Genomic DNA, 24,994 nt, shown 5'->3' with positions numbered 1-24,994 from the left:
GGCGCCTCGCAGATCCGCGCTACTTCTTGTTACGCCGCTGGATGCGGGTCTTCTTGAGAAGCTTGCGGTGCTTCTTCTTCGCCATGCGCTTACGGCGCTTCTTGATCACAGAGCCCACGGGACCCCCAGGTAGCTGGTAGCCGAGATTGTCGAACCGGTGCGCGAGAGCACACCGGCACAACAGACTACCGGCGATCCACGGTAGATCGCCCCTGGGGGGACCCCGGGCGCATGAACTCACGACGTGGCGACCACGTCGCTACCCCGACGAGACAGGGACCGGCTCTCCAACGGTCATACCGGAAACAGTGCCCCGGTCAGACCGGAAGGAGCAGGACCATGGGCCCCCGGCGCGTCTGGCTCACCTCACGACCGGATCGTTCCCACCGGCCGCTCGGCTCGACGCGTCGAGCCCACCCCTGCCTCAACCTGCCTCGATGTAGGCATCCCTCAGATAATCGTGAACCGCCTGCTCCGGCACCCGGAAGGATCGACCGACCCGGATGGCCGGCAGCTCGCCCGAATGCACGAGTCGGTACACAGTCATCTTGGACACCCTCATGACAGTGGCCACTTCTGCCACCGTCAGGAACTTCACCTCGCTGAGAGGTCTTTCGCCTGCACCCATCGGACGCCTCTTCCGCACGTGTATCCGGGTTATCCCCACTGGTGCCATTGCTCACGCACGTGTACTGCTGTCAGCGTAAGTCGGGACCCCTATCACGCAAACCCCCTATTTTCTCAGCCGTCGGAGTCTCGCGTCAGCGAAACAGCTGAAATCGCTGGCCAGCAGCCGGACCGTGCCTCTCGCATTGATCTTGGAACGGACCAACTGTCTCCCATTAGAGTCGCCCACAATCACCAAAAAGTTGGCAAACGGTCGGCGAGGTGCGTGGAATGCAGGCGCGAAATGCCCGTATAGGGATGTCCTAATTTGCGCATCCCCCGTCTCAGAGGGCTCGCACGACCCTCTCGACCAGGTGGTTCGTCAGCGGTTCGTAATACCTCGGTAGCACGTTGTCATCAAGGGGGACGGTGACCGCGATCTTGCCCTCGGCCTCCCCGACGAAGAGCGCGGGGTCGTTGCTGTCGGCGAACCCGACCGTGAGGATGCCCGCCTCGCCCGCCGCCCCGGCCCAGCCGTGGTCGGCGATCACCAGATCGGGACGGTCCGCGTCCAGCTCGGCGATCATGGCGCGCATCGGGGCGGGGTCGTGGGTGTGCACGAAGGCGCCCTTGTCGTCGAGCATCGCGACGTCGTCCAGATAGCGGATCTTGCGCCTGCGGCCGAACCCGCTGCCCCAGTACGACCAGCCCTCGGCCGGGGCCATCAGGGTCACGCCGCGCGCCCTGAGCATCCGGCCCACGGCCATGTGGATGGTGAGCAGGCCGGTGGGGTGGCCGGTGGCGATCAGGATCCTGGGGTTCTCCCCCCGGAGCACCCCGGCGATCGTGTCGCCCATCTTCTCGACCGCCTCGATCGTACGGTCGGGGTCGATGGTGTCCTGCCCCTCCCGGTGCCCGGGATCGGCCACGACCCCCGCCGACTTGGCCATCAGCTCCAGCACGTCCCGGTAGGACCAGGCACCGTCCATGGTCAACCCGAACATGTAGTGCGGGTCACGGTTGGAAAGCGACCGGTAGTGGTCCAGATTGTTCTCCCGGCTGGTCGCCACGTCACCGGCGATCCGGGTACGGACCAGGTGCTCACGAAGCTCAGCGCGCGTCATCGGGGTTCCTCAGTCCAGTTTGCCGACGGACCATGTGTCACGGGAGGGGATCGAGCCCGTGGAAGGGGAAGACGGCATTTCTCGTCGCCATGATGGCCCGGTCGATCGGGTCTGCTGGGTCATAACCCGCGGAGAAATCGCGAAATTCCGGATTCCGGCCGTCGGTCAGCGTGAGCGGCGCCGTCTGGTTGGTCCGTTCCTTGACGAACGTACGCCACGCTTCGGGGGTGGCGGTCCCAGGGTCGAGGGGGTGGCCCGCCACCTCCGCGATCAGGTGGGTCCACGCCCGGGGCACGACCTGCACGAGCTCGTACCCCCCGCCGCCGGTCACGACCCACCGCCCGCCGGCCGTCTCGTGCGCCAGCCGGTGCAGCGCCGCGTACGCGGCCCGCTGGCCGTCCAGGCTGAGCATGAGGTTGGCCAGCGGATCGAGGGCGTGGCTGTCGCAGCCGTGCTGGGTGACCAGGATCTCGGGGGCGAACTCCCGCAGCAGCGGCGGGACCACCGCGTGGAAGGCCCTGAGCCAGCCGCTGTCGCCACATCCGGCGGGCAGGGCCACATTGACCGCGGTGCCCTCCGCGCCGCGCTCCTCGGGGAATCCCGTGCCGGGGAAGAGGGTGCGAGGGCTCTCGTGCAGGCTGACGGTGAGCACCCTGGGGTCGTTGTAGAAGAGCGCCTGCACGCCGTCGCCGTGGTGCACGTCCACGTCCACGTACGCGACCCTGGACGCGCCCTGGGCGAGCAGCCACGCGATCGCCGCGCCCGGGTCGTTGTAGACGCAGAACCCGCTCGCCCCGGCGGCCATCGCGTGGTGCAGGCCGCCCGCGACGTTGACCGCGTGCTCCGCCTCACCGCTCCACACCGCGCGGGCGGCGGCCAGGCTGGCGCCGGTGATCAGCGCGGACGCCTCGTGGACCCCGGGGAAGGCGGGGTTGTCCGTGGTGCCGATCCCGTACGCCACCTCGGCCCGCCCGGTGGCGGAGACCCGCTTGACGGCCTCGATGTAGTCGCGCTCGTGGACGAGCGCCAGCTCGTCGTCGGTGGCGGGCGCGCAACCGCCCATCTCCACCTGGTCCAGCACGCCGAGCTCCCTGGCCAGCGCCATGGTCAGCTCGACCCGCACGGGCGCGAGAGGGTGCCCGGGGCCGAAGTCGTACGAGGTGAGCGCATCGTCCCAGACAACCCGCACGGACCGGCTCATGCGCACTCCCTGTCTGGTCGCGACGCCGCGCGTCACGGCCGATCTTCCTGCTCCCGGCTCGACGTTACCGCACGTGTACGGAATGGCGTTTACACGGCCGTCCCGGAGAAGGAGCCCGTTTCCATCTAAGTGAAACATCCCGATTTATTGCTATTAACGGGCACATTTAGCGGCTGCCCGGAGGCCCGGACACACCTTCTGGAATGGCCGTACCCCCGGCAGGGCGGTCAAACGGATCGGGCGGGTCAGACGGAGGAGACCCTGCGCAGTCCCCTGACCGCGGGCACCAGCAGGAGGGCGGCACACCCGGCGACCGCCACGATCGAGGACCCGGTCAGCAACTGCGGCGCGCCCACCACCCCGGCCACCGGACCGGCGAGCACCTGGCCGATCGGGACGAACAGGGTCGAGCCCGCGACCTCGTACGCGGTGACCCGGTTGAGCGCCTCCGCCGGGACCTGGGTCTGGATGCTCGTGGCCCACATGACCGACCAGAACGCCCACCCCGCGCCGCCGACCACGTGCGCGGCCATGAGGACCGCGGGCGGCGACGCCAGGGCGATGGAGAGCGGCTCCAGGGCGAAGCCGAACAGGCCGATCGCGCCGGCCATCAGCGGCCGTCCCGGGCGGACCCGCATCGCGACCAGGCCGCCGACGATGGTGCCCGCCCCGGAGGCCGACATGACCAGGCCGTAGGCGGTCTCGCCGAGACGCTCGCTGACCAGTACCGAGCCCAGCGGGATCATCGGGCCGAACAGGGTGACCCCGAAGACCGCCCAGACCAGGATCACCGACCACATCCAGGTCCTGGACCGGAACTCCTGCCAGCCCCCGAGCAGGTTGCGCCACATCGACCGCTCCGCGACCGGTCCCGCGACCACCGGCAGGCGCAGGAGGAGCAGGCACACCGCGCTGACGGTGAACCCCGCGGCGTCGATCGCGAAGACGACGCCGACCCCCGAGAAGCCGACGATGGCGCCGGCGACGCCGGGACCGGCCAGCAACATGATCGACTCGGAGACGCGCAGGGTGGCGTTGGCCCTCTGCACGTCCCGCGCCACGCGCGGGACCGTGCTGGAGACGCCGGGCTGGTACATCGCGGCGGCGACGCCGTTGATCGCGGAGATGACGAGGATCTGCCAGAGGTCCGGCCTGCCGAAGACGAACAGCGCCGCGGCGGTCCCCTGACTCACCACCCTGACCGCGTCGGCGCCGATCATCATGCGGCGCGGCGTGAACCTGTCGGCGAAGACCCCGCCGAACAGGATGAGCACCGCGAAGGGCGCCATCCACGCGGCCAGCGCCAGCCCCACCCCCGTGGAGCCGTAGCCGAGCCCGCCCACGCCCACCGCCGTCGCGAACGGGACCATCGCGGCCCCGAGCATGGAGACGGACCTGGCGGTGAAGAAGAGCAGGAAGCTCCGCGTCCAGACGGCGGGCCCGGCCTGCTCGCCCCGCTCGTCCGCCGGTACGGCCTGCTCCACGATCGCCTCAATTCCCCCGGAGTCCCGCGGGAAATGATGCCGTATGCAGGAAAGTTTCCTAATAGAGGGGGGTGCGCCCAGCCCTCGGCCCTCGGTCCAGCCCCCTGGTCCCTCGGCCCGGCCCTCTGCCCTCAGCCTGACCTCTGGCCCCCGGCTAGGGCCCCCTGCCCCCGGCTCAGCCCTCGGCGAGCTGGCGTCCCCGGTCCCTGGCGGCCTCGATGGCGGCGAGGAAGGCGGCGCGGACGCTGTGCCGCTCCAGCTCGGCGATGGCCGCGATGGTGGTGCCGCCCGGCGAGGTGACCGCCTCGCGGAGGATCACCGGGTGCTCCCCCGAGTCGCGGAGCATGATCGCCGCTCCGACGATCGACTGGGTGACCATGTCGAGCGCGGCGGCGCGGGGCATGCCGAGCAGGATGCCGGCGTCGACCATCGCCTCGACCAGGTAGAAGAAGTAGGCGGGACCGCTGCCCGACAGGGCCGTGGCCGCGTCCTGCTGCGACTCGGGGATGCGCAGCACCTTGCCGACCGGGCTGAACAGGTCCTCGGCCCGCCTGAGGTGCTCCTCGGAGGCGTGCGCGCCCGCGGAGATCACGCTCATCGCCTCGTCGACCAGCACCGGCGTGTTGGACATGACCCGGACCACCGCGACCTCGGCGCCGAGCCGCGACTCGACGAACGAGGTCGTGATGCCCGCCGCCGCGGAGACGACCAGGCGGTCGGCCGGGATGTGCCCCGCGATCTCGGCGAGCAGGGACCCCATGTCCTGCGGCTTGACCGCGAGGATGATCGTGTCGGCGTCCTTGGCCGCCTCGGCGTTGGAGGCCACCCGCACGCCGTACCGCTCAGCGAGGGCCTGGCCCCGCTCGGCGCGCCGCGCCGTCGCGATCACGTCACCCGGCTTGAACCCGGCCCTGAGCAGCCCGGACAGCAGGGCCTCACCCATCTTGCCGGTGCCAAGAATCGCGATCATGTGAGCACCTCGAAATCGTGGATCGAAACTCCCCGCAGCCTATCGGCCCCGCCACCGGGGGAATCATCCATCAGAGTGGTCGCCGGCGACGGACGACCGGGCGCGCGTACGCACAGGAGGTCCGGCAGCGCGATGTCAGAGACTTCTGAACCTCTCCGGAGCCCGATCCGTCTTAGGGGTATGCGTATGATCGCGACCTCTTTCCTGGCCGGAAGCCTCCTGCTGGCGCTGGGCTGCGGCACCGAACCCAGCGCCACGGTCACCGCCACCTCTCCCACGCGCCCCGCGAGTCAGGCCACCTCCGTCCCCCCGAGCGTCCCCTCCGCTCCGGCGAGCCACGGCGTGGCCCCCCGGGACGAGTCCACGAGCGGTGCCCCCAAACCGACGAAACCCGAGGGCCACACCGACAACCCCCGCAAGGTCAGGTGGCTGAAGGCCAAGCCATCGAAGGACGGCCGGAGCCTGCGGATCACCTGGTGGTCCGGGGTCGAGCCGTGCAACGTGCTCGACCGGGTCACCGTGCGCCAGACCTCCAAGCGGGTGACCGTCACCCTCTGGGAGGGCCCGAGCAGCAAGGCCCAGAACGTCGCCTGCATCGAGATCGCCATCCAGAAGGTGACGACCGTCAAGCTCAAGAAGCCCCTCGGCAACCGCAAGGTCGTCGACGGCGCCCGCTGACGCGGCGGGCACCCGGCGCGGGCGAAGGCGGGAGAAGACCGCACCGGAAGCCCGCCTCAGGGTCCGCACCGGAGCCCGCGCCGGGGTCCGCACCGGAGCCCGTGCCAGGGTCCGCAGCGGAGCCCGCGCCGGGGTCCGCGCCGGAGTGCGAGTGCGCCCCTGGCGGGCGGTGGGTGTCCTCCGGGTGCGCCCCCGGAGCGGGCCGCGGCCGAGACGGCCCACCCGCTCTGGAATCCGCTTCCCGGATCCGTCCGCGAGAGCCGTTCCGAAAACCTGTCCCTAAGGCGGCCGGGGCGTCGTACGACCCCCGTGAGAGGTGGCCGGGAGACACTCGTCACCTCCGGGGAACGATCCCGCGTGTTCCCTCGTCAGAGGGATGACGGGCACCGTCACCTTCCCCCCGGAAACCGGGAATGCCCACGCGCGTCCGAAGGTTGAGCCCAGTAGACTCAAGTCGTTTGACAAACGTCACACGAGGTTCCACTATGAGTCTCATCGACTCAACTTTGACTACAAGGACGTACTCATGGCACGTGCGGTAGGTATCGACCTGGGGACGACCAACTCCGTCGTCTCGATTCTTGAGGGCGGTGAGCCCACCGTCATCGCCAACGCCCAGGGTTCGCGGACCACGCCGTCCGTGGTCGCGTTCGCGAAGAACGGCGAGGTCCTCGTCGGAGAGGTCGCCAAGCGGCAGGCCGTCACCAACGTCGACCGGACGATTCGCTCGGTCAAGCGCGAGATGGGCACCAACTGGTCCGTCGAGATCGACGGCAAGAAGTCCAACCCGCAGCAGATCAGCGCCTTCGTGCTGCAGAAGCTGAAGCAGGACGCCGAAGCCTACCTGGGCGAGAAGATCACCGACGCGGTGATCACCGTTCCCGCCTACTTCAACGACGCCCAGCGCCAGGCCACCCAGGAAGCCGGCACCATCGCCGGGCTGAACGTCCTGCGCATCATCAACGAGCCCACCGCCGCCGCGCTGGCGTACGGCCTCGACAAGGAGAAGGACGAGACCATCCTCGTCTTCGACCTCGGCGGCGGCACCTTCGACGTGTCCCTGCTCGACGTCGGCCAGGAGGACGGCCACGGCTTCGTCGAGGTCAAGGCCACCAGCGGCGACAACCACCTCGGTGGCGACGACTGGGACCAGCGCGTCGTGGACGAGCTGGCCAACCGGTTCAAGAACGCGCACGGCGTCGACCTGACCAAGGACAAGATGGCGCTGCAGCGCCTGCGCGAGGCCGCGGAGAAGGCCAAGATCGAGCTCTCCAGCCAGTCGGAGACCTCCATCAACCTCCCCTACATCACCGCCTCGGCCGAGGGCCCCCTCCACCTGGAGGAGAAGCTCACCCGCGCCGAGTTCCAGCGGATCACCGCCGACCTCCTCGAGCGCTGCAAGGGCCCGTTCAACCAGGTCGTCAAGGACGCCGGGATCAAGGTCTCCGACATCGCCCACGTGGTGCTCGTCGGCGGCTCGACCCGCATGCCCGCCGTGGCCGAGCTCGTCAAGGAGCTGACCGCGGGCCAGGAGCCCAACAAGGGCGTCAACCCGGACGAGGTCGTGGCCATCGGCGCCGCCCTCCAGGCCGGCGTGCTCAAGGGCGAGGTCAAGGACGTCCTGCTGCTCGACGTGACCCCGCTGAGCCTGGGCATCGAGACCAAGGGCGGGATCTTCACCAAGATCATCGAGCGCAACACCACGATCCCGACCAAGCGCTCCGAGGTCTTCACCACGGCCGAGGACAACCAGCCGTCGGTGCAGATCCAGGTCTACCAGGGCGAGCGCGAGATCGCGGCGTACAACAAGAAGCTGGCCACCTTCGAGCTGACCGGCATCGCCCCGGCGCCGCGCGGCATCCCGCAGATCGAGGTCACCTTCGACATCGACGCCAACGGCATCGTCAACGTCTCCGCCAAGGACCTCGGCACCGGCAAGGAGCAGACGATGACGATCACCGGCGGCTCCGCGCTGCCGAAGGACGACATCGAGCGCATGATGCGCGAGGCCGAGTCCTACGCGGAGGAGGACAAGAACCGCCGCGAAGAGGCCGAGACGCGCAACAACGCCGACTCGCTCGTCTACCAGACCGAGAAGTTCCTCGGCGAGAACGCCGAGAAGGTCCCCGACGACATCAAGAACGAGGTCAACGAGGCCGTCACCGAGCTGAAGAAGGCTCTGGAGGGCACCGACTCGTCCGTGATCCGCGCCTCCGCGGAGAAGCTCGCCACGGTCAGCCAGAAGATGGGATCCGCCATCTACGCCCAGGCGCAGGGGTCGGAGACCCCGGCCGGCGCTCCCGACGCGGACGCCACCGCCGACGGCGGGCAGAAGGCCGACGACGACGTGGTCGAGGCCGAGATCGTGGACGACGAGCCGAAGCGCGACAACGGCGCCAAGTGACGGGCGGAAAGCCGAGGGGAGCACCAGCGTGAGCACGCGCGAGAACGGTTCCGAGGAGGAGCCGGTGATCCGCGACAACCGGAAGATAGACCCGGAGACGGGGCAGGTACGCGAGACGGGCCCGGCCGAGGGCACGGGCCAGACGGCCCAGAACGACAAGGAGCAGGCGGCCGACAGGTCGTCCTCCCTCGCGGCCGACCTGGCCTCGATCGAGCTGGCCACCCAGCTCGCCGAGCGCACCGCTGACCTGCAGCGTCTTCAGGCCGAGTATTCCAACTACCGCAAGCGGGTCGAGCGGGACCGGGTCGCGGTCAAGGAGCAGGCGGTGGCCGGCGTCCTGGCCGAGCTGCTGCCGGTCCTCGACGACATCGGCCGGGCCCGCGACCACGGGGAGCTGACCGGCGGCTTCGCCAAGGTGAGCGAGTCACTGGAGGCGGCCACCGGGAAGCTGGGGCTGAGCACCTTCGGCGCCAAGGGCGAGCCGTTCGACCCGACGGTGCACGAGGCCCTGATGCACAGCTACTCCCCCGACGTCACGGAGCCGACCTGCGTGGAGATCCTGCAGCCCGGTTACCGGATCGGCGAGCGAGTGCTCCGCCCCGCGCGCGTCGCGGTCGCGGAGCCAGAAGAGCCCGCCGCGGACGACAACTGACACCCCCACATCTGATCTCTGAGAAGGAACGTAGATGAGCACCAAGGACTACCTGGAGAAGGACTACTACACCGTCCTTGGTGTGCCGAAGACCGCTACGGCCGATGAGATCAAGAAGGCGTACCGGAAGCTGGCCAGGCAGTATCACCCGGACGCCAACCCCGGAAGCTCGGCGACCTCCGAGAGCACCGCCAAGTTCAAGGAGGTCTCGGAGGCGTACGACATCCTCTCCGACACCAAGCGCCGCAAGGAGTACGACGAGGCGCGGGCGCTGTTCGGGTCGGGCGTCGGCTTCCCGGGCGCGGGGGGCGCCCAGCGCGGGGGCGGTTTCCCGTTCGACCTGGGGGACCTGTTCGGGGGGACGGGCCAGCAACAGCAGCAGAGCGGTGCCGGGGAGCGCATCGGCGACATCTTCGGCGGGCTCTTCAACCGGGGCGGCGCGAGCCGCCCCGGGGGGGCGACGACGAGGGCGCGGCGCGGCCAGGACATCGAGTCCGAGGTCACGCTCTCCTTCTCCGAGGCGGTGGAGGGCACCACGGTGTCGCTCCGCCTGACCAGTTCCTCCGCGTGCACCGGATGCGGAGGCACCGGCGCCAAGGCCGGCACCGTCCCTCGGGTCTGCCCGACCTGCGAGGGCACCGGGGCGGCCAGCCGCAACCTCGGCAACTTCGCCTTCTCCGAGCCGTGCCGCGACTGCAAGGGCCGCGGCCTGCTGGTGGACGACCCGTGCCCGGTGTGCGACGGGAGCGGGCGGGGCAAGAGCACCCGCACGATCCAGGCCCGCATCCCCGCGGGGGTCGGCGACAACCAGCGCATCAAGCTCAAGGCCAAGGGGGCGCCCGGCGAGAACGGCGGTCCCGCCGGTGACCTCTACGTCCTGATCCACGTCAAGCCGCACGCCGTGTTCGGCAGGACGGGGGAGAACCTGACGGTCACCGTCCCGGTGACCTTCACCGAGGCCGCGCTGGGCGCCGAGATCAAGGTACCGATCCTGAAGGGGCTGCCGGTCACGCTGCGCATCCCCGAGGGCACCCCGAACGGCCGCACCTTCCGGGTGCGCGGCAGGGGCGTGGCCCGCAAGGACGGCACCAAGGGCGACCTGCTCGCCACGGTCGAGGTCCTGGTGCCGCAACAGCTGGAGGACAAGGCGAGGGGCGCCCTTGAGGAGTTCCGCGACGCCACCGTGGGTGGTGACCCGCGGGCGGACCTGATCGAACAGGCCAGAAGCGAGTAGCCATGGAAGCCAACTACTTCGATCTGTCGGACGACACACCCGTCTACGTGATCTCGGTGGCCGCCCAGCTGTCGGGCCTGCACCCGCAGACCCTGCGCCAGTACGACCGTCTCGGCCTGGTCAGTCCGGGCCGGACGGCCGGTCGCGGACGCCTGTACTCCACCCGCGACATCGTGATGCTCCGCGAGGTCCAGAGGCTCTCCCAGGAGGAGGGCATCAACCTCGCGGGCATCAAGCGAATCCTGGTCCTCGAGACGGAGGCCCTGCGCCTGCGTGACGAGAACCACCGCCTGCGCGCGGAGATGAACATGATCCGCGCGCTCATCCAGTACCAGCTGCCCCCCGCCTGAGACTCCGTCCCACGTCTTGAGGACGCGTCTGTGACCGGCCCGTGAGGACCCCGCCGGGCCGGCGTCGCCATCCGACACAGCACTTTCGAGTGAGGCCTGACAAGCATGGACTACAAGCTCACCCAGAAGAGCCAGGCGGCGGTCTCCTCCGCCATCAGGCGGGCGGCCGCCGAGGGCAATCCCGAGGTCGCACCCGCCCATCTGTTCACCGCGCTGCTCGCCCAGACCGGCGGCACCGCCGTACCCCTGCTCGAAGCGGTCGGCGCCGACTGGAAGCAGCTGCGCGTCGAGGCGGAGAAGCAGCTCGCGGCCCTGCCGAAGGCGCAGGGCTCCACGGTCAGCGCCCCGTCGAGCTCCCGCCAGCTCCTCACCGTGATGAACACCGCCGCCCAGCGAGCCCGCGGCCTCGAGGACGACTACGTCTCGACCGAGCACCTGCTGGTCGGTCTCGCCACCGACGGCGGCCCCGTCGCCACGCTGCTCAAGGCGAACGGCGCGAGCCCGAACGCGCTGCTCGACGCCTTCGAGAAGGTGCGCGGGCACGCCAGGGTGACCAGCGAGACGCCCGAGGACACCTACCAGGCGCTGGAGAAGTACGGGATCGACCTCACCGAGCGGGCCAGGGCGGGCAAGCTCGACCCGGTGATCGGCCGCGACTCGGAGATCCGGCGCGTCATCCAGGTGCTGAGCCGCCGTACCAAGAACAACCCGGTGCTCATCGGCGAGCCCGGCGTCGGCAAGACCGCGGTGGTCGAGGGGCTGGCCCAGCGGATCGTCGCGGGCGACGTCCCCTCCAGCCTGCGCGACAAGCGCCTGATCGCGCTCGACCTCAGCGCGATGGTCGCCGGCGCCAAGTACCGCGGCGAGTTCGAGGAGCGCCTCAAGGCGGTGCTCGGGGAGATCAAGGAGAGTGACGGCCAGGTCGTCACCTTCATCGACGAGCTGCACACCATGGTCGGCGCGGGCGCCGCCGAGGGCGCGATGGACGCGGGCAACATGCTCAAGCCCATGCTGGCCCGCGGCGAGCTGCGGATGATCGGCGCGACCACGCTGGACGAGTACCGCGAGCGCATCGAGAAGGACCCCGCGCTGGAGCGGCGCTTCCAGCAGGTCTACGTGGGCGAGCCCACCGTCGAGGACACCATCGCCATCCTGCGCGGCCTCAAGGGCCGTTACGAGGCGCACCACCAGGTCCAGATCTCCGACGGCGCACTCGTCGCCGCCGCCGCGCTCTCCGACCGCTACATCACCTCCCGTTTCCTGCCGGACAAGGCGATCGACCTCGTCGACGAGGCGGCCTCCCGGCTCCGCATGGAGATCGACTCCCGCCCGGTGGAGATCGACCAGCTCCAGCGCAACGTCGACCGGATGAAGATGGAGGAGCTGGCGCTCGCCAAGGAGACCGACGAGGGCAGCCTGCAGCGGCTGGAGCGGCTCCACAAGGAGCTCGCCGACCGCCAGGAGGACCTCAACGCCCTGGTCGGCCGCTGGGAGCGGGAGAAGGCGGGGCTCAACCGGGTCGGCGACCTGAAGAAGCAGATCGACGAGGTGCGCGGCGCCGCCGAGCGCGCGCAGCGCGACGGCGACTTCGAGGCCGCCTCGCGGCTGATGTACGCCGAGGTGCCCAAGCTGGAGGCCGAGCTCGCCGAGGCCAGCAAGGCCGCCCAGCCCGAGGACCCCATGGTCAAGGAGGAGGTCGGCTCCGACGACATCGCCCAGGTGATCTCCTCGTGGACCGGCATCCCCGCGGGCCGTCTCCTGGAGGGCGAGACCGCCAAGCTGCTCCGCATGGAGGAGGAGCTCGGCAGGCGGCTGATCGGCCAGCGGCAGGCGGTCGAGGCGGTCTCCGACGCCGTACGGCGGGCGCGGGCGGGCATCTCCGACCCGGACCGGCCGACCGGCAGCTTCCTCTTCCTCGGCCCGACGGGCGTCGGCAAGACCGAGTTGGCCAAGGCGCTGGCCGACTTCCTGTTCGACGACGAGCGGGCGATGGTCCGCATCGACATGAGCGAGTACGGCGAGAAGCACAGCGTCGCGCGCCTGGTGGGCGCCCCTCCCGGCTACATCGGCTACGAGGAGGGCGGCCAGCTCACCGAGGCCGTGCGGCGCAGGCCCTACGGCGTGGTGCTGCTGGACGAGGTCGAGAAGGCCCACCCGGAGGTCTTCGACATCCTGCTCCAGGTGCTCGACGACGGGCGGCTCACCGACGGTCAGGGCCGGACGGTCGACTTCCGCAACGTGATCCTGATCCTCACCTCCAACATCGGCTCGCAGTTCCTGGTGGACCCGGGCATGGCGAAGGAGGCCCAGCGGACCGCCGTGATGGCCGCGGTCAGGAACGCGTTCAAGCCGGAGTTCCTGAACCGGCTCGACGACGTCATCCAGTTCGACGCGCTCGGCACCGAGGAGCTGTCCAGGATCGTGGACCTGCAGGTCGTCCACCTGGCCAGGCGCCTGGCGGACCGGCGGCTCACGCTGACCGTGACCCCGGCCGCGCGCGACTGGCTGGCGCTGACGGGCTACGACCCGCTGTACGGCGCGCGCCCGCTCCGCCGCCTCGTCCAGTCGGCGATCGGCGACAAGCTGGCCAAGGAGGTGCTCTCCGGCGAGGTCCAGGACGGCGACGAGGTGCTCGTCGACCTCGACGAGTCGAACGACTCCCTGGCGATCGGCCCGGTGAGGACCTGACGGCGACCGGGGCGCCCGGCAACGGCATGGCAGCGGGCGAGGTGGAGCCCGGTAAGGCCCGGTAACGCTCGGCCGCGGGCAGGTGGGGCCCGGTAATGGCTTGACCACCGTTGCGCTAAGCCCGCCCCTCGGCGAGACCCCCCTGTTACGTTCGGTTTTCATCGGATTACCGAACGCAACAGGGGGATGCGCATGTCGAACTCATCACGCAACATCCGAGGGATCCTCGCGATGGCGGTGCTCACGGTCGGCGCCGGTCTCACGATGGCCTCTCCGGCGTCGGCGGAGGTCGTGCCCTGCCCTGACCAGGGTACGGCGGCGGTGCAGGGGGCTTCCGGACCGATGGACCCCACGTGCGAGGAGACCGGCGTCGCCGGGGCCGTCGCGGCACCCGAGGGGACGCAGGCCGCGAGCGGCGCCGTGACGCCGCCGGCCACCGGCGGCACCGTGGCCCCGCCGGCCGCCACCGCCGAGACGCCGGCGACGGCGACGGCGGGCGACACGGGAGCGGCCACCGGCACGGAGGCCCCGCCGGTCGCCGAGACGGCGCCGATCGCCGAGGCGGCACCTCCGGTCGCTGAGGTGGCACCGGTCGCCGAGGCGGCACCTCCGGTCGCGGACGGTGCCGTCGTGGACAGTGCCACTGCGGACAGTGCCACTGCGGACAGTGCCGTCACGGGCAGCGCCGTCGCGGGCAGCGCCACTGCGGACAGCGCCGCCGCGGACAGCGCCCAGGCGCCGGTGGCCGGCACGGAGACGCCGGCGACGGCGGGTGCCGCGGAGGCGCCGATGACGGAGACCCCGGCGACGCCTGAGACGCCTGCGACGCCTGCGACGGTGAGCGGCGCGGAGGCGCCGGCGGTCGTGGACGGTGCCCAGGCGCCGGTGGCCGCGAACGCCGATGAGACGTCCGTGACCGCGAACCGGCTCGCCCGCGTCACCGACCTGCCCCAGCTCGCCCAGCCCGCCGCCGTGGTCAGCTTCGCCGACGCCGGGGGCGTCGCCGCGGGCGCCGGTTTCCACGCGCTGCCCTTCGGGCTGTCGAGCCTTCCCGCGCACGAGTGGACGAACTCGTGGGTGAGCGTCGTGGCCGAGGCTCCGGACCTGCCCGGCATGCCGGGCACGCCGGGCGCCCCCGGCGACGGCATCAGCTGGCTGCGGGCCCCCGCGCCCCCGGCCCCCGGCGAGCTCGCCGAGGCGGCTGTCGCACCGGAGGCACCGGTCGCGCCGGTCGCGCCGGAGGCACCCGTCGCACCGGCCGGGGAGCCCGTGCCTCCGGTGCCCCTCCCCGCCCCGGCGGACGCCGCCACCGAGAACCTGCCGCCGGCCGACATGCCCGCCGCCGACCTGCCTGCAGCGGACATGCCCGCGGCCGACCTGCCCGCGGAGGACATGCCCACCGCGAACCTGCCCACCGAGGAGTCGCCGGCCGCCGTACGCCCGGAGACCCCCGCGCTGCCCGACGCGGCCACCGTCGGCACCGCGGCGGAGGGCGCCACGAGCGACACCGCGACGGAGGGCGCCGCGAGCGGCACCGCCGCTGAGGGCACCACGGCGGTTCCCCTTCCCGCACTGGAGGGGACGCTGCCCGACCTCGACGTGGAGTGAATCTCCGTACGGAGTGAACCTCGACGTGAAGTAGGAAGCGCAGGAAACGGTGGATCGGCCACCGGTCCGTGGACCGGCACGAATTCACCGTGGAACCATCGCAGGGGAGGGCCGTGCCTCACGGGGCACGGCCCTCCCCTTCGCGTGCGCGGGCAGGCGAGGGCGCCGTCGGTGCAAGGGGCGTCCGGCCGTCGGCGCGAGCGTCCCGGAGGGCACCGGACTCGTCCGGCCCCCGGTGCGAGGTGTCCGGAGGAGCGCCGAGCTCTCCAACCGTCGGGCGCGAGCGTCCCGGAGGGCGCCGGCTCGTCCAGCCGTCAGTGCGAGGCGTCCAGGAGGGCGTCGAGCTCGTCCTCGGGAAGCCCGAGGTCGACGCGGATCCGGTAGCGGGTTCTGAGCAGGGCGATGTGCTCGCCGCTGCCCTCCACCGCCCGGTGCGCCCCCTCGGTGGCCCACTGGTGGGCCTCCCCGAGATCGCCGTAGGCGACGAGGGTCTCGGCGACCGTGAGGGCGGTGGCCGCGGTGACGTCACCGGCGGCGCGGATCGCCGCGATCACCTCCCTCGCCTCGTCCGGCCGTTCGAGCTCGAAGAGGGTGTCGGCGATCCCGGCCCGGGGGTCGACGCTCACCTCGCCGCCGTCGTCCACCGCCCGCTGGAAGCAGTCGAAGGCGCGGGCGGGCTGCCCGGCCTGTCTCCACTCCTCGGCGGCGAGCACGAGGATCGCCGCCCGTGATATGTCGCCGGACGCGTACGCCTCGACCAGGTCTTCTAGTCGCCGGGCCAGGTCTTCGTGATCGTCGGCCAGAAGTGCCTGCTCAAGCAATCGATCAAGTTGCTCACGTGTCACATGCGCCACATCGCGAGAGTACCGAGCGACGCTCGACCGCGTACGGCCAACGGCAGGTATTGGCCACCTTACCTTGGGCAAACCTACGGCTACGCTACGCGTTTTTCCCCAGCAAAACGGGCATATGAGCGACGAGTCCTGCTAGAGGAGCGTGTCACGGGGAGGAGCCGCGATGGGCATGTCCAAGCAGACATCGTTCATGTTGATGCTCCTCCTGGCCTTTTCGGTGATCGTTCCGGGGTCCGCCGGATACCTCTCGGTCAAGATGGAGGCGATCGGGCAGGCCCACCGGGAGTTGCTCACTTTGGAGAGCCGGATCCGCGCCGAGCGGCTCGCCGCCCGGATCAGGAAGGTGGAACGAGCCTCCCGGGACCGGAATCTTCAGCCGATCATCTCGTCCGGCCGCGCGCCGTGCGACCCCTCCGTGAGGTCCCGCGACGAGCCCGGAGCGCGCTCGTCCGACCCCGCCGCCGTCGTGCCCGTGCCGGTGGCAGGTGGGGAACGGTCGTACGAGGGACGGCTGCGCGCGCGGAGACACGTCGAGAGGCGCGTTCCCCAGAGACGGCACACCTGGGAACGGCACGTTCGAGGACCGGAAACACGGCGGCCGGACACGGGGGTGCCGGGCACGCCGGGCATGCCGGGCATGCCGGGCACGCCGGGCACGCCGGGAACACAGCAGCAGGACGTGCGGGAGCCCGAAGCGCAACGGCTGACGGCGCAGGGGCGCCCAGGGGCCGGGGCGACCGGTGAGGCCGCCCCCGTGCAGCGGTGGCCCCAGCTCGAACGCCGGGGCAGGCCGCATCGGGAAGGGGAGGCGCGGGAGGAGCACGCGTTCGCCGTGCCGGACCCGATCGGCGCGGGAGGCGCCAGGAGTGCCGGGAGTAGCGGGAGTAGCGGGATTACCGAGGGTGCCGGGAGTGCAGGAGGTGCAGGGGGTGCCGGGAACGCTCCGGAAGGCACCGGCGCGCTCCCCGGCGAGGATCTCCCTCCCGACCCCCCGCAGACCGGAACGCGAGCGAACTGACGACCTCGGCTCTCGCACGGCCTCACGTCTCCCCAGGCGCACCGGACACTCCCGGTCCGAGCCCCGCGCGGCTCACTCCGCCCGGATCCCTCGAACCGAGACACGTGCGAATCAGCAATTCAGCTCGTCGCACGACTCACCACGCCCGGAACTCTCAAACCAAGACACGCGCGAACCAACGATCCAGCCCGTCACGCGACTCGCTCCGCCTGAAACTCTCAGACCGAGACGCGCGCGAACCAACAGACCAGCTCATCGCACGGCTCGCTCCGCCCAGATCCCTCAGATCAAAACACGCACGAACCAACGATCCAGCCCATCGCGCGACTCGCTCCGCCCAGGACTCTCAGACCGAGACGCGTGCGAACTGACGGTTCAAGTAGCCGCGGATCAGGCGCTTGGCCTCGGCCACGATCTCCGGGGCGCCGTTCGGATCGCGCCGGAAGGCGAGCTTGAGCACGGCGTCACCGGCCTCCACCGCCACGAGGATGGCCAGGTCGAACTCCTCGCTGTCGGCCAGCCCGTACTCCTGCAGGAGGAGGCCGCGCAGCCGTCCGGCGATCACCGTGTTGTTCTCGGACCCGGGGTCGAGCAGGTTGAGGTCGACGACGTCGCCGAAGTGCAGGGACCGGAAACCCGGCACGGTCCGGTGCATCTCCACGTACTCGTCGATGATCGCGTCGACCGCGTCCCACCAGCCCGCGTAGTCCTCCAGCAGGAAGCGCCGGCCGATCCGGGAGACGAACCCCTCCACGTGGCGCCGGGTCACCGCCTGGGTGAGGGCACGCTTGTCGGGGAAAAACTGGTAGACCGAACCGATCGCGACCCCCGCGCGCTCGGCGATCCTCGTGGTGGAGAGCGCGTCGTAGCCGATCTCGTCCAGCAGGTCGGCACACGCGTCGAGCATCCGCTCGACACGTCGCGCGCTTCGTCGTTGGGTGGGTTGACGCCGCAGTGGAGCCTCACCCGGCTCCTCGCAGGAGATGGTGGACACCACCCCATCTTGCCCCTCTGACAGACCGGGGTCAGTGCTTATTCGTCAATCGCGAGATTTCTCCACCCCCGGTGAGCCTGACGGGCCCGGCGGGCGGGGTGCCGTCAACGAGCGTGTCGTCAGCCCGAACGATCATGAAACCGCAGGTCGACGGCGTCTCCCGGAGACCATGACGGCTCGGCGGCCCTCACCCTCTCCGGGAGAGAGTTCACCTGACCTGGGCGATCAACCCGGTTGACGGCCGACGGCACGCTCGTCGGCGACACCCCGAGCACCCCGAGTATCGTCTCGCCGGACGCGTGCGGCCGAGCCGTACACCGGCGCAGATCAGCGGTGTGGCTGTTCCATCGTCACAAGCGCTACCCGTCGACACCCGGCGGGGGCGTGGTGGCCACCGGCACGGCCGGAGGGCGGGGCAGAATGGAGACAGCGCCTTTGGCCTCGAAGATCGCGAGGTGGATGCCGGCCGGGCCGTGATAGCCGTGCTGGTGGAGTACGGCGTCGAGGTCGGCCTCGGTGAGCCCGCAACGACGCAGGTCGCGCCAGTTGACGTTTCCGTCACGGATCAGGATTCGCATCGGCGGGTCGACCAGGCGGCTGACGACCGGCAGGAACCGCAGCCTGGTGATGGCCGCGTGGGCGGCGAGCAGGGCCAGCAGCGCCGCGGCGCCGGTCAGCCACGAGGCATCGGACGCGGTGGCCGTACGCCCGACGATGGCGCCGACCGCGACGGCGGCGACCCAGTCGAACGGGGCGAACTCCGCCATGGTCCGGCGTTCGGTGAGCCGGAACGCCACCACGGCGGTCAGGAACAACGCCAGCGCCTTGACCGCTGCGTAGGCGGCACGGTGCCAGTCACCGATCAGGGCGTCAGCGAAACCGTTCAAGGCGCCTCCTCAACCGCCGACGGCGACGGCGTACGCCCCGGCGACCGCGTACGAGCCCTGAACGACGAGCGGGCCGACGCCCCTGCGGGCGATACGCCGCCACAGGCGAAACGACGGCCTGGTCGCACGCAGGCGAACGGACGGCCTGGTCGCACGCAAGCGAACGAGTGGCATGGCAGGCGCGGCTGAGCGGGCGCCGGCACTTCGCGTCCGCGATGGCACGGTCTTGCCCCGCGCAGGCGGGGAAAGCGGGGACAGCATTGACAAGAAGGCGCGCTCTTCGAGGAAGCGGTCTTCAAGGAAGTGGGCTTCAAGGAAGTGGTTTTCGAGGAAGTGGTCTTCGAGGAACATGCCCGGCTTCGCCGTGGCAGCGCGTTTCTCAGTGGATTTGCGATTGATCTGTCGCCGGCCGTTTCCATACGGGGGTTCCTCCACCGCCGCCGCCTCCGGTACCCGTGGCCCGGAGCGCCGATCCCCGCCGTCGTCGGTGACACGGAGCCCTACCCTGCCCCTCTGACGCTCTGCCCTGCTGTTCCGTCGCATTCACCTGATGTGTTCAGCCAGGTGGATGCGACAACGATGTTCTGGTCGCCCAACCGTACCCGCTTCGTCCGCGCCGTTTCCCGAGATCCAGGCCGTGTCTCGGCTGGTGATGGGAGGGAGGAACACCGACGGCGTGGATCCCGCGCCCCCGGGAGATTCATACGTCACCGCCACGGACGCAACCTCGTCGACAGCCGGTGAGCGATCATCGGGGTGACGCGGCTCCCCCTGCCCTCGACCACGGCTCGGGTGACCTCCCGCTCGCTCTCTGCTTCCATTCCTGGTAACCGGCCGAAAGGCACCGCGCGCAGGGCCGATACCCGGCGGCCAGGGCGGTGTCCTCGTCGGCGAAGAACACCCGGCTGTTCACGTAGCCGCCTCGGGCGATGGCGCGGAGCGCCGATCGGCAGTCCAGCCGCCCGTAGATCTTCCTGGGCCGGTAACCGCCGAGGGTTCCGGGCCGGGGACTTTCGTAGGGTCTGCGATCCGCGCCCAGCAGGGTGTAGGTCTTGCCGCTCGTCACCGCTTCCTCCTCGGTGCTCGGTCGCGCGGCCCGGTCCGGGCGGGGGCGCGGGCGGCGGGCCTTCGGCCGTGGGACGGTTCAGGTGGCGTCGTGGAAGACGAGGCCGAGGGTGTGCCTGCTTCCGGAGCGGATCGCGGACACCCCGTGCCGCACAGGTGCCGCCGACCAGCCGCGCGCGGACGGCACGGGCCTGTCACGGGTGGTGAAGACCAGGCCGTGGCCCTGCGGGACGAGCACCGCCGTCCCACGGGACTGCGCCCGGGGCCGCTGCTCCACCAGCAGGAACTCACCGCCGGTGTGATCTTGCCCTGGGGCGTTCAAATTGACGACGACCTGGAGCGGGAAGACCTTGTCGCCGAAGACGTCGCGGTGCAGGGCGTTCCAGTCGCCCGCCCGGTAGCGCAGCAGGATCGGCGAAGGTCGTCCCTGTCCGGCCTCGTGGCAGATCGTGAGCCATTCTTCCAGGGTGTCGGGCCACTCGGTCTTACGTCCGAGCTTGCCGTACCAGTCGCGGGCGATGGGCAGCAACCGCGGATACAGCTCCTCTCGCAGCCGGTGGACGGGCTCGGGGAAGGGGTGGTCGAAGTAGCGGTACTGGCCACTGCCGAACCGGTGGCGTCCCATGTCGACCGTGGAGCGGAAGCGGTCGCTCTCGTCGTACGAACCGACCAGTTCTCGGCACTGCCCGGGTGTCAGCAGCCGGGGCAGCAGGGCGCACCCGTACTCGTTGATCTCGCCGGTCACCGCCTGCCAGTCGGCTGAGGCGACCCGGCGGGCGAAGACGTCCGGGCCGGGTTCGGTGGTGGTCTTTCTCCTCGTGGTCATGCTGCCTCCTCCAGGGTCAGCAGGGCGCGTTTGGCCTCGGGGCCGCCCGCGTACCCCCCCGTTCCGCCGTCGGAGCGCACCACCCGGTGGCAGGGCACCACGACGGGCAGCGGGTTGGTGGCGCAGGCGGTGCCCACCGCGCGGACCGCGCGGGGGCTGCCGGCGGCGGCGGCGACCTGGGCGTAGCTCTCGGTACGGCCGTAGCCGATCTCGCGCAGGTGTGTCAGCACCTCGCGCCGGAACCCCTTCGACAGCCGCCAGTCCAGCGGAAGGTCGAACCGGGTCCGCCGGCCGGCGAAGTACTCCTCCAGCTGGCGGCTCGTCTCGTCCAGGCGGGCCGGGGCGTTCAGGACGCGGGGGCTGACGCGCTCGGCGAGCTGCCGCAGCACGGCGTCGTGGTCCTGGACGGCGTAGGCGACCCGTACCAGCCCCTGGCCGGTGGCGGCCAGCAGCAGCGTGCCGACGGGGGTGTCCAGGGTGCGGTAGGCGACGTCGAGGATCCCCTCGCGCCGCGCCCGCTCGGCGAGGTGTTCACGCAGCCGGGCCATCGCGGGGGCGTCCTGGACGGGAAGCGCCGCGAACAGCCGCTCGCCACGTGAATCGGATGCGGTGCTCATCGGGCCACTTCCCTCTGCTCGGCCGGTTCCGGATAGTCGGCCGGTTCCGGGTAGGTGGTGCGCAGGGTCTTGATGCCGTCGGCCGCCGCCCGGCGGGCGGCGTCGGTGCTGCCGCCGTGCAGGGCGGCGATCTCCTTGTACGGCAGCCCGGCCAGGTAGTGGTAGGCCACCGCCTGGCGCTGCCGGGCGGGCAGCGCCTTCAGCGCCCGCCACAGGTCGCCGTCCCAGTCCTCGGGACGGCCGATGCGGCTGGGACGCTCCGGCGGCGTCTCCACCGGGGTGGGCCTGCGGGCGGCGGCGCGGGTGACGTCGATGGCCTTGCGGTGGGCGATCGTCACCAGCCACGCCTCGACGTTCGCGTCGGGCGGCAGGTCCGGGTACGCCCTCAGCGCCGCCAGGAAGGTCTCCGACCAGGCGTCCTCGGCGTCCTGGGGCCCCAGCACCGCCCGGCACACGCGCAACACCATGGGACCGTAGTCGGTCACGATCTGCTCGAAGGGGCGCATGGTCATACCTTGTCGTCGAGTGGTCGCGTCCCGGGGGAGGCCAGGCCCGCCGGGAGGTGGGGTCGTCGCTCAAAACAGTCTCTCCGCCCTCTGCTCGGCCAGCTCCTCCAGCTCCAGCAGGAACCGCTTGCGCTCCAGGCCCCCGGCGTAGCCGGTCAGGCTGCCGTCGGCGCCCACCACCCGGTGGCAGGGCACGATCACGCTCAGCGGGTTGCGGGCGTTCGCGGCGCCGACCTCCCGGGCCAGTGACACGTCCCCGAGCCGCCGTGCGAGGTCTCCGTACGAGCGGGTCTCGCCGAAGGGGATCTCTCCCAGCAGTTTCCACACCCGCTGCTGGAACTCGTCCCCGCGGGGCGCCAGGGGGAGCTCGAAGCGGGTCCGCTCACCGGCGAAGTACTCCCCCAGCTGACGGCGCACCTCCTCGAAACCCGGCTCGTCGTAGGCGCCCCGCTCCTTGGGCTTGGGACCGCGATGGTGGCGTTCGAAGTACAGCCCGCTCAGCACGCCGTCCTCGGCGACCGCGAGCAGGTCACCCAGTGGCGACGCGATGACGGTGTGGGTCCTGGCCATGATCGTTTCGTCCTTCCCGGGGTTACGGGACCGCCTGCGCGATCCCTGCACACCCTGTAGACGTCCGGAGGCCGGAAAACGTGAGATCGGGTGATCCCCCCGCGTTCACCACGTGGCCAGGACCCGCCCCGGCGAGAGACGGGAAGTGCGGGTCCGCCGGTCGATCCCCCTCGAATCCGCATGTCAAAGGCCCTGCTCAGCGCGCTGTCGACCGTGGCCGGCGTAAGCTGGCCCCACGCGGGACAGCGCGATGCACCATGCGAGGAGATGCCCGTATGAGATCATCACCTGCGGCCGCCGACGGTATTCGGACGGCGGGGGCCCTCACGCTTCGTTTCGGGCTGGCGCTCAACCTGGTGGTGATCGGACGGCTCAAGTTCGAAGACTACGAGGTCGAGAACATCCGCCCCTTGATCACTTCGAGTCCGCCGTTCTCGCGGCTCGCCACCGTGTTCGGCGAGCGGAGGCTGGCCAGACTCATCGGCGCGGCGGAGATCGTGATCGGATCGCTGATCGCGGCGAAACCGCTGGCTCCCCGGGCCTCGGCGTTCGGCAGCCTGGCGGCGGCGGGGATGTTCGCCAGCACGCTCAGCTTCCTGATCACCACACCGGAGGCCTGGCAGCAGCGGCATAGGGAGCCGAAGCTGTCTCTCGTGGGTCAATTCCTGATAAAGGACACCGTGCTGCTGGGAGCCTCCCTGCTCACGGCCGCCGAATCCCTGCGAGACGCCCGGCGCCCGTGATCCCCGCGCTTCGGGAGGTCGGCGACGGTGGATGACTTCCCGCCTGACCCGACCGCCACGCCCCACGCACGCCTTTACCGTGATTCCTCGGTCGCGTGGGGCGAACGCGCCTGCGGGGAGGTGAGGTCGATGCCGAGGGCGTCGCGCAGGCCCTGGCGGCCGAGGTCGGTGAGGTGGATGGCACGGGTGGCCTCGGTGCGTCGTATCCAGTCGGCCTGGGTGAAGCGGTCGAGCAGACCGCGGCCGAGCGCTCCGGCCAGGTGGTGGCGTTGCTCGCTCCAGTCGACGCAGTAGCGGACGGGCCGCCGGCGCGCCGGCAGGCGCAGGCCGAGGTCGGCGACGAACCTCCTGCCGGACTCGGTGAGGGTGTAGTCGACGTCGTGGCCGTAGCCGGTGGGCTGGTCTCGCCGGGCATGCGCGAGGTCGAAGGTGCCGTCGCCGCCGGTCAGGTGGCCGCGTTCGATCATCGCGGACATGAGTTCGACGCCGAGGCGCCCGGCGAGGTGGTCGTAGCAGGTGCGGGCCTCGCGCAGGGCGTGGGCGCGGGTGTGCTGGCGCAGTGAGCGGACCGGCACGGCGGGCGCGAGCTGTTGCAGGGTTTCGATGAGGTGGGCGACGGCGGGCCCGGCGAGCCGGTAGTAGCGGTGGCGTCCGCGAGCCTCGACGGTGAGCAGCCCTCCTTCGGTCAGCTTGCCCAGATGGCTGCTGGCGGTGGCCGGGCTGACCCCGGCCTCGGCGGCCAGGCGGGTGGCGGGCAGGGCCCGGCCGTCGTCGAGGGCGAGCAGGATCCGGCACCGCCCGGGGTCGGCGACCAGCGCGCCGATCACCGCGATGTCGGTGTCTCCGCTCCCCTGGACCACAGGTTCCGAACATCCCATATGACCAGGTTAAGTCCGCCACTATTTGACCGCCATCGAAGCGTTTCGCCGTTAGCGTCGGGGTACGCCCTCCTGGGAAGGCCGAGCGCCTCCCCGGGGGACGGGGCAGCGGCCGGGCCCGTCGGCCTGGACCGCGGGGAGCCGGGCACGCCTGTGGGCGTACGGGCTCGGACAGATCGAAAATGCGGCGTCGAAGATCGCGACCGCCGCGTCGTGACCCTTCGAGGTGCGATCCGCGTCGCCGCACCGACCAGAGGGGACCTTTGCCATGAGTAGCCGCACGGTGCGTGACCACACGCCGACACCGAAACTGGTCACCGAGCATTCCGAGAGGATCCCTGGCTACACCTACGGCACCGGCGAGGCCGCCGTCTCGCCGTTGACACTGGAGGACCTGGAACGGCTCAAGGCCGTGGTGGGGCTGACCGGGCAGGACGAGCGGGCTCTGGCCGAGGCCGCCCGCGTCCTTGCCGACCAGGCCGACGACATGGTCACCGCCTACCGCGAACGCCTCGGGGAACTGCCGTTCATGCGCGCCTACTCCGGCCACCCCGACGGCACGCCCAACCCGGAGTACGGTGCCGCGTCCAAGCCGCGTTTCGACCGCTTCATCATCGACGCCTGCACCCGGCCGCTGGACCAGGACTGGCTGAACTACCAGCACGAGATCGGGCTGCGCCACACCCGGGCCAAGAAGAACACCACCGACCGGGCCGACTCGCTCGATCACATCCCGATGCGCTATCTGCTGGCCTTCACCGCGGTCGTCATCGCCACCGCCCGTGACTTCCTGGCCGCCGGTGGCGCCCCGGCCGAGCGGATCGACCGCATGCACGCCGCCTTCACCAAGTCCGTCATGCTGCACGTCACCGTCTGGACCCGGCCCTACGTCGACGCCGCCGATTGGTGACGAACACGCCGGAACCTCGTGCCGGCCTCGTTTTCAGGGGTGCGTGCGAGGCCCGGGACGCGGATCGCGCAACAGCCGATCCGGCCCGTCAGCGAACCGAGAACGGGCGGTTGACCGCCTGAGCGTC

25 protein-coding genes and 1 pseudogene are annotated in these 24,994 nt (G+C 70.7%); 10 read left to right on the top strand and 16 right to left on the bottom strand.

What is annotated here, in order from left to right:
• Positions 1-19: 19 nt before the first annotated feature.
• The 6 genes from ABT053_RS11965 to proC all read right to left on the bottom strand — a co-directional run bounded on the left by ABT053_RS11965 (position 20) and on the right by proC (position 5,385).
• Positions 20-118 carry a 30S ribosomal protein bS22 gene (locus ABT053_RS11965; RefSeq protein WP_018654693.1) on the bottom strand — a complete coding sequence of 33 codons (99 nt, stop codon included), beginning with the start codon at positions 116-118 and terminating at the stop codon, positions 20-22.
• Positions 119-424: 306 nt separating this feature from the next.
• A complete protein-coding gene (locus tag ABT053_RS11960; RefSeq protein WP_012887307.1) occupies positions 425-628 on the bottom strand; it encodes a helix-turn-helix domain-containing protein in 204 nt (67 codons plus the stop codon).
• A 322-nt stretch (positions 629-950) separates the two neighbouring features.
• Positions 951-1,730, bottom strand: coding sequence for a phosphatase (locus ABT053_RS11955; RefSeq protein ID WP_350968941.1), 780 nt, complete (start codon positions 1,728-1,730; stop codon positions 951-953).
• A 37-nt stretch (positions 1,731-1,767) separates the two neighbouring features.
• A complete protein-coding gene (locus tag ABT053_RS11950; protein ID WP_350968940.1) occupies positions 1,768-2,931 on the bottom strand; it encodes an acetoin utilization protein AcuC in 1,164 nt (387 codons plus the stop codon).
• A gap of 245 nt (positions 2,932-3,176) precedes the next feature.
• Entirely contained in the window at positions 3,177-4,415 is a 1,239-nt protein-coding gene (locus tag ABT053_RS11945) for an MFS transporter (RefSeq protein WP_350968939.1), read from the bottom strand.
• Positions 4,416-4,590: 175 nt separating this feature from the next.
• Positions 4,591-5,385, bottom strand: coding sequence for a pyrroline-5-carboxylate reductase (proC, locus tag ABT053_RS11940; protein ID WP_350968938.1), 795 nt, complete (start codon positions 5,383-5,385; stop codon positions 4,591-4,593).
• Positions 5,386-5,571: 186 nt separating this feature from the next.
• Here proC and ABT053_RS11935 point away from each other — a divergent pair, with 186 nt between their 5' ends.
• From ABT053_RS11935 to ABT053_RS11905, 7 genes and pseudogenes are all read left to right on the top strand, one after another.
• Positions 5,572-6,063 (top strand): hypothetical protein, encoded by a 492-nt coding sequence (locus ABT053_RS11935; RefSeq protein WP_350968937.1) that lies wholly within the window; start codon positions 5,572-5,574, stop codon positions 6,061-6,063.
• Between the two features lie 526 nt (positions 6,064-6,589).
• Entirely contained in the window at positions 6,590-8,467 is a 1,878-nt protein-coding gene (gene dnaK / locus ABT053_RS11930; protein WP_350968936.1) for a molecular chaperone DnaK, read from the top strand.
• Between the two features lie 28 nt (positions 8,468-8,495).
• Complete coding sequence (gene grpE / locus ABT053_RS11925) at positions 8,496-9,119, top strand: nucleotide exchange factor GrpE (RefSeq protein WP_350968935.1); 624 nt, start codon at positions 8,496-8,498, stop codon at positions 9,117-9,119.
• Positions 9,120-9,153: 34 nt separating this feature from the next.
• Positions 9,154-10,353: a molecular chaperone DnaJ gene (gene dnaJ, locus ABT053_RS11920; RefSeq protein WP_350968934.1), complete on the top strand. Its 1,200-nt coding sequence runs from the start codon at positions 9,154-9,156 to the stop codon at positions 10,351-10,353.
• A 2-nt stretch (positions 10,354-10,355) separates the two neighbouring features.
• A pseudogene (locus ABT053_RS11915) lies at positions 10,356-10,608 on the top strand (heat shock protein transcriptional repressor HspR); the annotation flags it as partial.
• Positions 10,609-10,808: 200 nt separating this feature from the next.
• Entirely contained in the window at positions 10,809-13,391 is a 2,583-nt protein-coding gene (gene clpB / locus ABT053_RS11910; RefSeq protein ID WP_350968933.1) for an ATP-dependent chaperone ClpB, read from the top strand.
• Positions 13,392-13,583: 192 nt separating this feature from the next.
• Entirely contained in the window at positions 13,584-14,999 is a 1,416-nt protein-coding gene (locus ABT053_RS11905; RefSeq protein ID WP_350968932.1) for a hypothetical protein, read from the top strand.
• A gap of 314 nt (positions 15,000-15,313) precedes the next feature.
• Here the strand turns inward: ABT053_RS11905 and ABT053_RS11900 are convergent, their stop codons facing one another.
• Entirely contained in the window at positions 15,314-15,820 is a 507-nt protein-coding gene (locus ABT053_RS11900) for a tetratricopeptide repeat protein (RefSeq protein WP_350968931.1), read from the bottom strand.
• 202 nt (positions 15,821-16,022) lie between these two features.
• On the opposite strand from ABT053_RS11900, the gene ABT053_RS11895 reads away from it, so the two are divergent.
• The gene (locus tag ABT053_RS11895; RefSeq protein ID WP_350968930.1) at positions 16,023-16,871 is read left to right on the top strand and encodes a hypothetical protein; all 849 of its coding nucleotides are present in this window, start codon (positions 16,023-16,025) and stop codon (positions 16,869-16,871) included.
• Between the two features lie 346 nt (positions 16,872-17,217).
• Here the strand turns inward: ABT053_RS11895 and ABT053_RS11890 are convergent, their stop codons facing one another.
• From ABT053_RS11890 to ABT053_RS11855, 8 genes are all read right to left on the bottom strand, one after another.
• A complete protein-coding gene (locus ABT053_RS11890) occupies positions 17,218-17,865 on the bottom strand; it encodes a TetR/AcrR family transcriptional regulator (protein WP_350968929.1) in 648 nt (215 codons plus the stop codon).
• 359 nt (positions 17,866-18,224) lie between these two features.
• A complete protein-coding gene (locus tag ABT053_RS11885) occupies positions 18,225-18,752 on the bottom strand; it encodes a YetF domain-containing protein (protein ID WP_350968928.1) in 528 nt (175 codons plus the stop codon).
• 9 nt (positions 18,753-18,761) lie between these two features.
• Entirely contained in the window at positions 18,762-18,911 is a 150-nt protein-coding gene (locus ABT053_RS11880; protein WP_350968927.1) for a hypothetical protein, read from the bottom strand.
• 589 nt (positions 18,912-19,500) lie between these two features.
• A complete protein-coding gene (locus ABT053_RS11875) occupies positions 19,501-19,818 on the bottom strand; it encodes an Ada metal-binding domain-containing protein (protein WP_350968926.1) in 318 nt (105 codons plus the stop codon).
• Between the two features lie 78 nt (positions 19,819-19,896).
• Positions 19,897-20,643, bottom strand: a complete 747-nt coding sequence (locus ABT053_RS11870) for a 2OG-Fe(II) oxygenase (protein WP_350968925.1) — start codon at positions 20,641-20,643, stop codon at positions 19,897-19,899.
• Positions 20,640-21,260, bottom strand: coding sequence for a methylated-DNA--[protein]-cysteine S-methyltransferase (locus tag ABT053_RS11865; protein WP_350968924.1), 621 nt, complete (start codon positions 21,258-21,260; stop codon positions 20,640-20,642). Before ABT053_RS11865 ends, ABT053_RS11870 begins: the two co-directional genes overlap by 4 nt.
• On the bottom strand, positions 21,257-21,766 hold the full coding sequence (locus tag ABT053_RS11860) for an RNA polymerase sigma factor (protein WP_350968922.1): 510 nt from the start codon (positions 21,764-21,766) through the stop codon (positions 21,257-21,259). The genes ABT053_RS11865 and ABT053_RS11860 overlap by 4 nt, the downstream gene beginning before the upstream one ends.
• Before the next feature lie 69 nt (positions 21,767-21,835).
• A complete protein-coding gene (locus ABT053_RS11855; protein WP_350968921.1) occupies positions 21,836-22,336 on the bottom strand; it encodes a methylated-DNA--[protein]-cysteine S-methyltransferase in 501 nt (166 codons plus the stop codon).
• Between the two features lie 275 nt (positions 22,337-22,611).
• Here ABT053_RS11855 and ABT053_RS11850 point away from each other — a divergent pair, with 275 nt between their 5' ends.
• Complete coding sequence (locus ABT053_RS11850; protein ID WP_350968920.1) at positions 22,612-23,079, top strand: YkgB family protein; 468 nt, start codon at positions 22,612-22,614, stop codon at positions 23,077-23,079.
• 74 nt (positions 23,080-23,153) lie between these two features.
• Here the strand turns inward: ABT053_RS11850 and ABT053_RS11845 are convergent, their stop codons facing one another.
• Positions 23,154-23,939 carry an ArsR/SmtB family transcription factor gene (locus ABT053_RS11845; protein WP_350968919.1) on the bottom strand — a complete coding sequence of 262 codons (786 nt, stop codon included), beginning with the start codon at positions 23,937-23,939 and terminating at the stop codon, positions 23,154-23,156.
• A 286-nt stretch (positions 23,940-24,225) separates the two neighbouring features.
• Between ABT053_RS11845 and ABT053_RS11840 the strand changes: the two genes are divergently transcribed.
• On the top strand, positions 24,226-24,867 hold the full coding sequence (locus ABT053_RS11840; protein ID WP_350968918.1) for a protoglobin domain-containing protein: 642 nt from the start codon (positions 24,226-24,228) through the stop codon (positions 24,865-24,867).
• Positions 24,868-24,994 lie beyond the last annotated feature (127 nt).

It is taken from the genome of Streptosporangium sp. NPDC002524, from assembly GCF_040295985.1.
Taxonomy (GTDB): Bacteria; Actinomycetota; Actinomycetes; order Streptosporangiales; family Streptosporangiaceae; genus Streptosporangium.
Note: the sequence above shows the minus strand (reverse complement) of the source record. Positions and strands in the feature narration are given on the sequence as shown.

Coding starts and splice junctions, on each gene's coding strand:
- ABT053_RS11960 (WP_012887307.1), bottom strand. CDS start 628: ATGGGTGCAGGCGAAAGACCTCTCAGCGAGGTGAAGTTCCTGACGGTG.
- ABT053_RS11955 (WP_350968941.1), bottom strand. CDS start 1,730: ATGACGCGCGCTGAGCTTCGTGAGCACCTGGTCCGTACCCGGATCGCC.
- ABT053_RS11950 (WP_350968940.1), bottom strand. CDS start 2,931: ATGAGCCGGTCCGTGCGGGTTGTCTGGGACGATGCGCTCACCTCGTAC.
- proC (WP_350968938.1), bottom strand. CDS start 5,385: ATGATCGCGATTCTTGGCACCGGCAAGATGGGTGAGGCCCTGCTGTCC.
- ABT053_RS11935 (WP_350968937.1), top strand. CDS start 5,572: ATGATCGCGACCTCTTTCCTGGCCGGAAGCCTCCTGCTGGCGCTGGGC.
- dnaK (WP_350968936.1), top strand. CDS start 6,590: ATGGCACGTGCGGTAGGTATCGACCTGGGGACGACCAACTCCGTCGTC.
- dnaJ (WP_350968934.1), top strand. CDS start 9,154: ATGAGCACCAAGGACTACCTGGAGAAGGACTACTACACCGTCCTTGGT.
- clpB (WP_350968933.1), top strand. CDS start 10,809: ATGGACTACAAGCTCACCCAGAAGAGCCAGGCGGCGGTCTCCTCCGCC.
- ABT053_RS11905 (WP_350968932.1), top strand. CDS start 13,584: ATGTCGAACTCATCACGCAACATCCGAGGGATCCTCGCGATGGCGGTG.
- ABT053_RS11895 (WP_350968930.1), top strand. CDS start 16,023: ATGTCCAAGCAGACATCGTTCATGTTGATGCTCCTCCTGGCCTTTTCG.
- ABT053_RS11870 (WP_350968925.1), bottom strand. CDS start 20,643: ATGACCACGAGGAGAAAGACCACCACCGAACCCGGCCCGGACGTCTTC.
- ABT053_RS11865 (WP_350968924.1), bottom strand. CDS start 21,260: ATGAGCACCGCATCCGATTCACGTGGCGAGCGGCTGTTCGCGGCGCTT.
- ABT053_RS11860 (WP_350968922.1), bottom strand. CDS start 21,766: ATGCGCCCCTTCGAGCAGATCGTGACCGACTACGGTCCCATGGTGTTG.
- ABT053_RS11855 (WP_350968921.1), bottom strand. CDS start 22,336: ATGGCCAGGACCCACACCGTCATCGCGTCGCCACTGGGTGACCTGCTC.
- ABT053_RS11850 (WP_350968920.1), top strand. CDS start 22,612: ATGAGATCATCACCTGCGGCCGCCGACGGTATTCGGACGGCGGGGGCC.
- ABT053_RS11840 (WP_350968918.1), top strand. CDS start 24,226: ATGAGTAGCCGCACGGTGCGTGACCACACGCCGACACCGAAACTGGTC.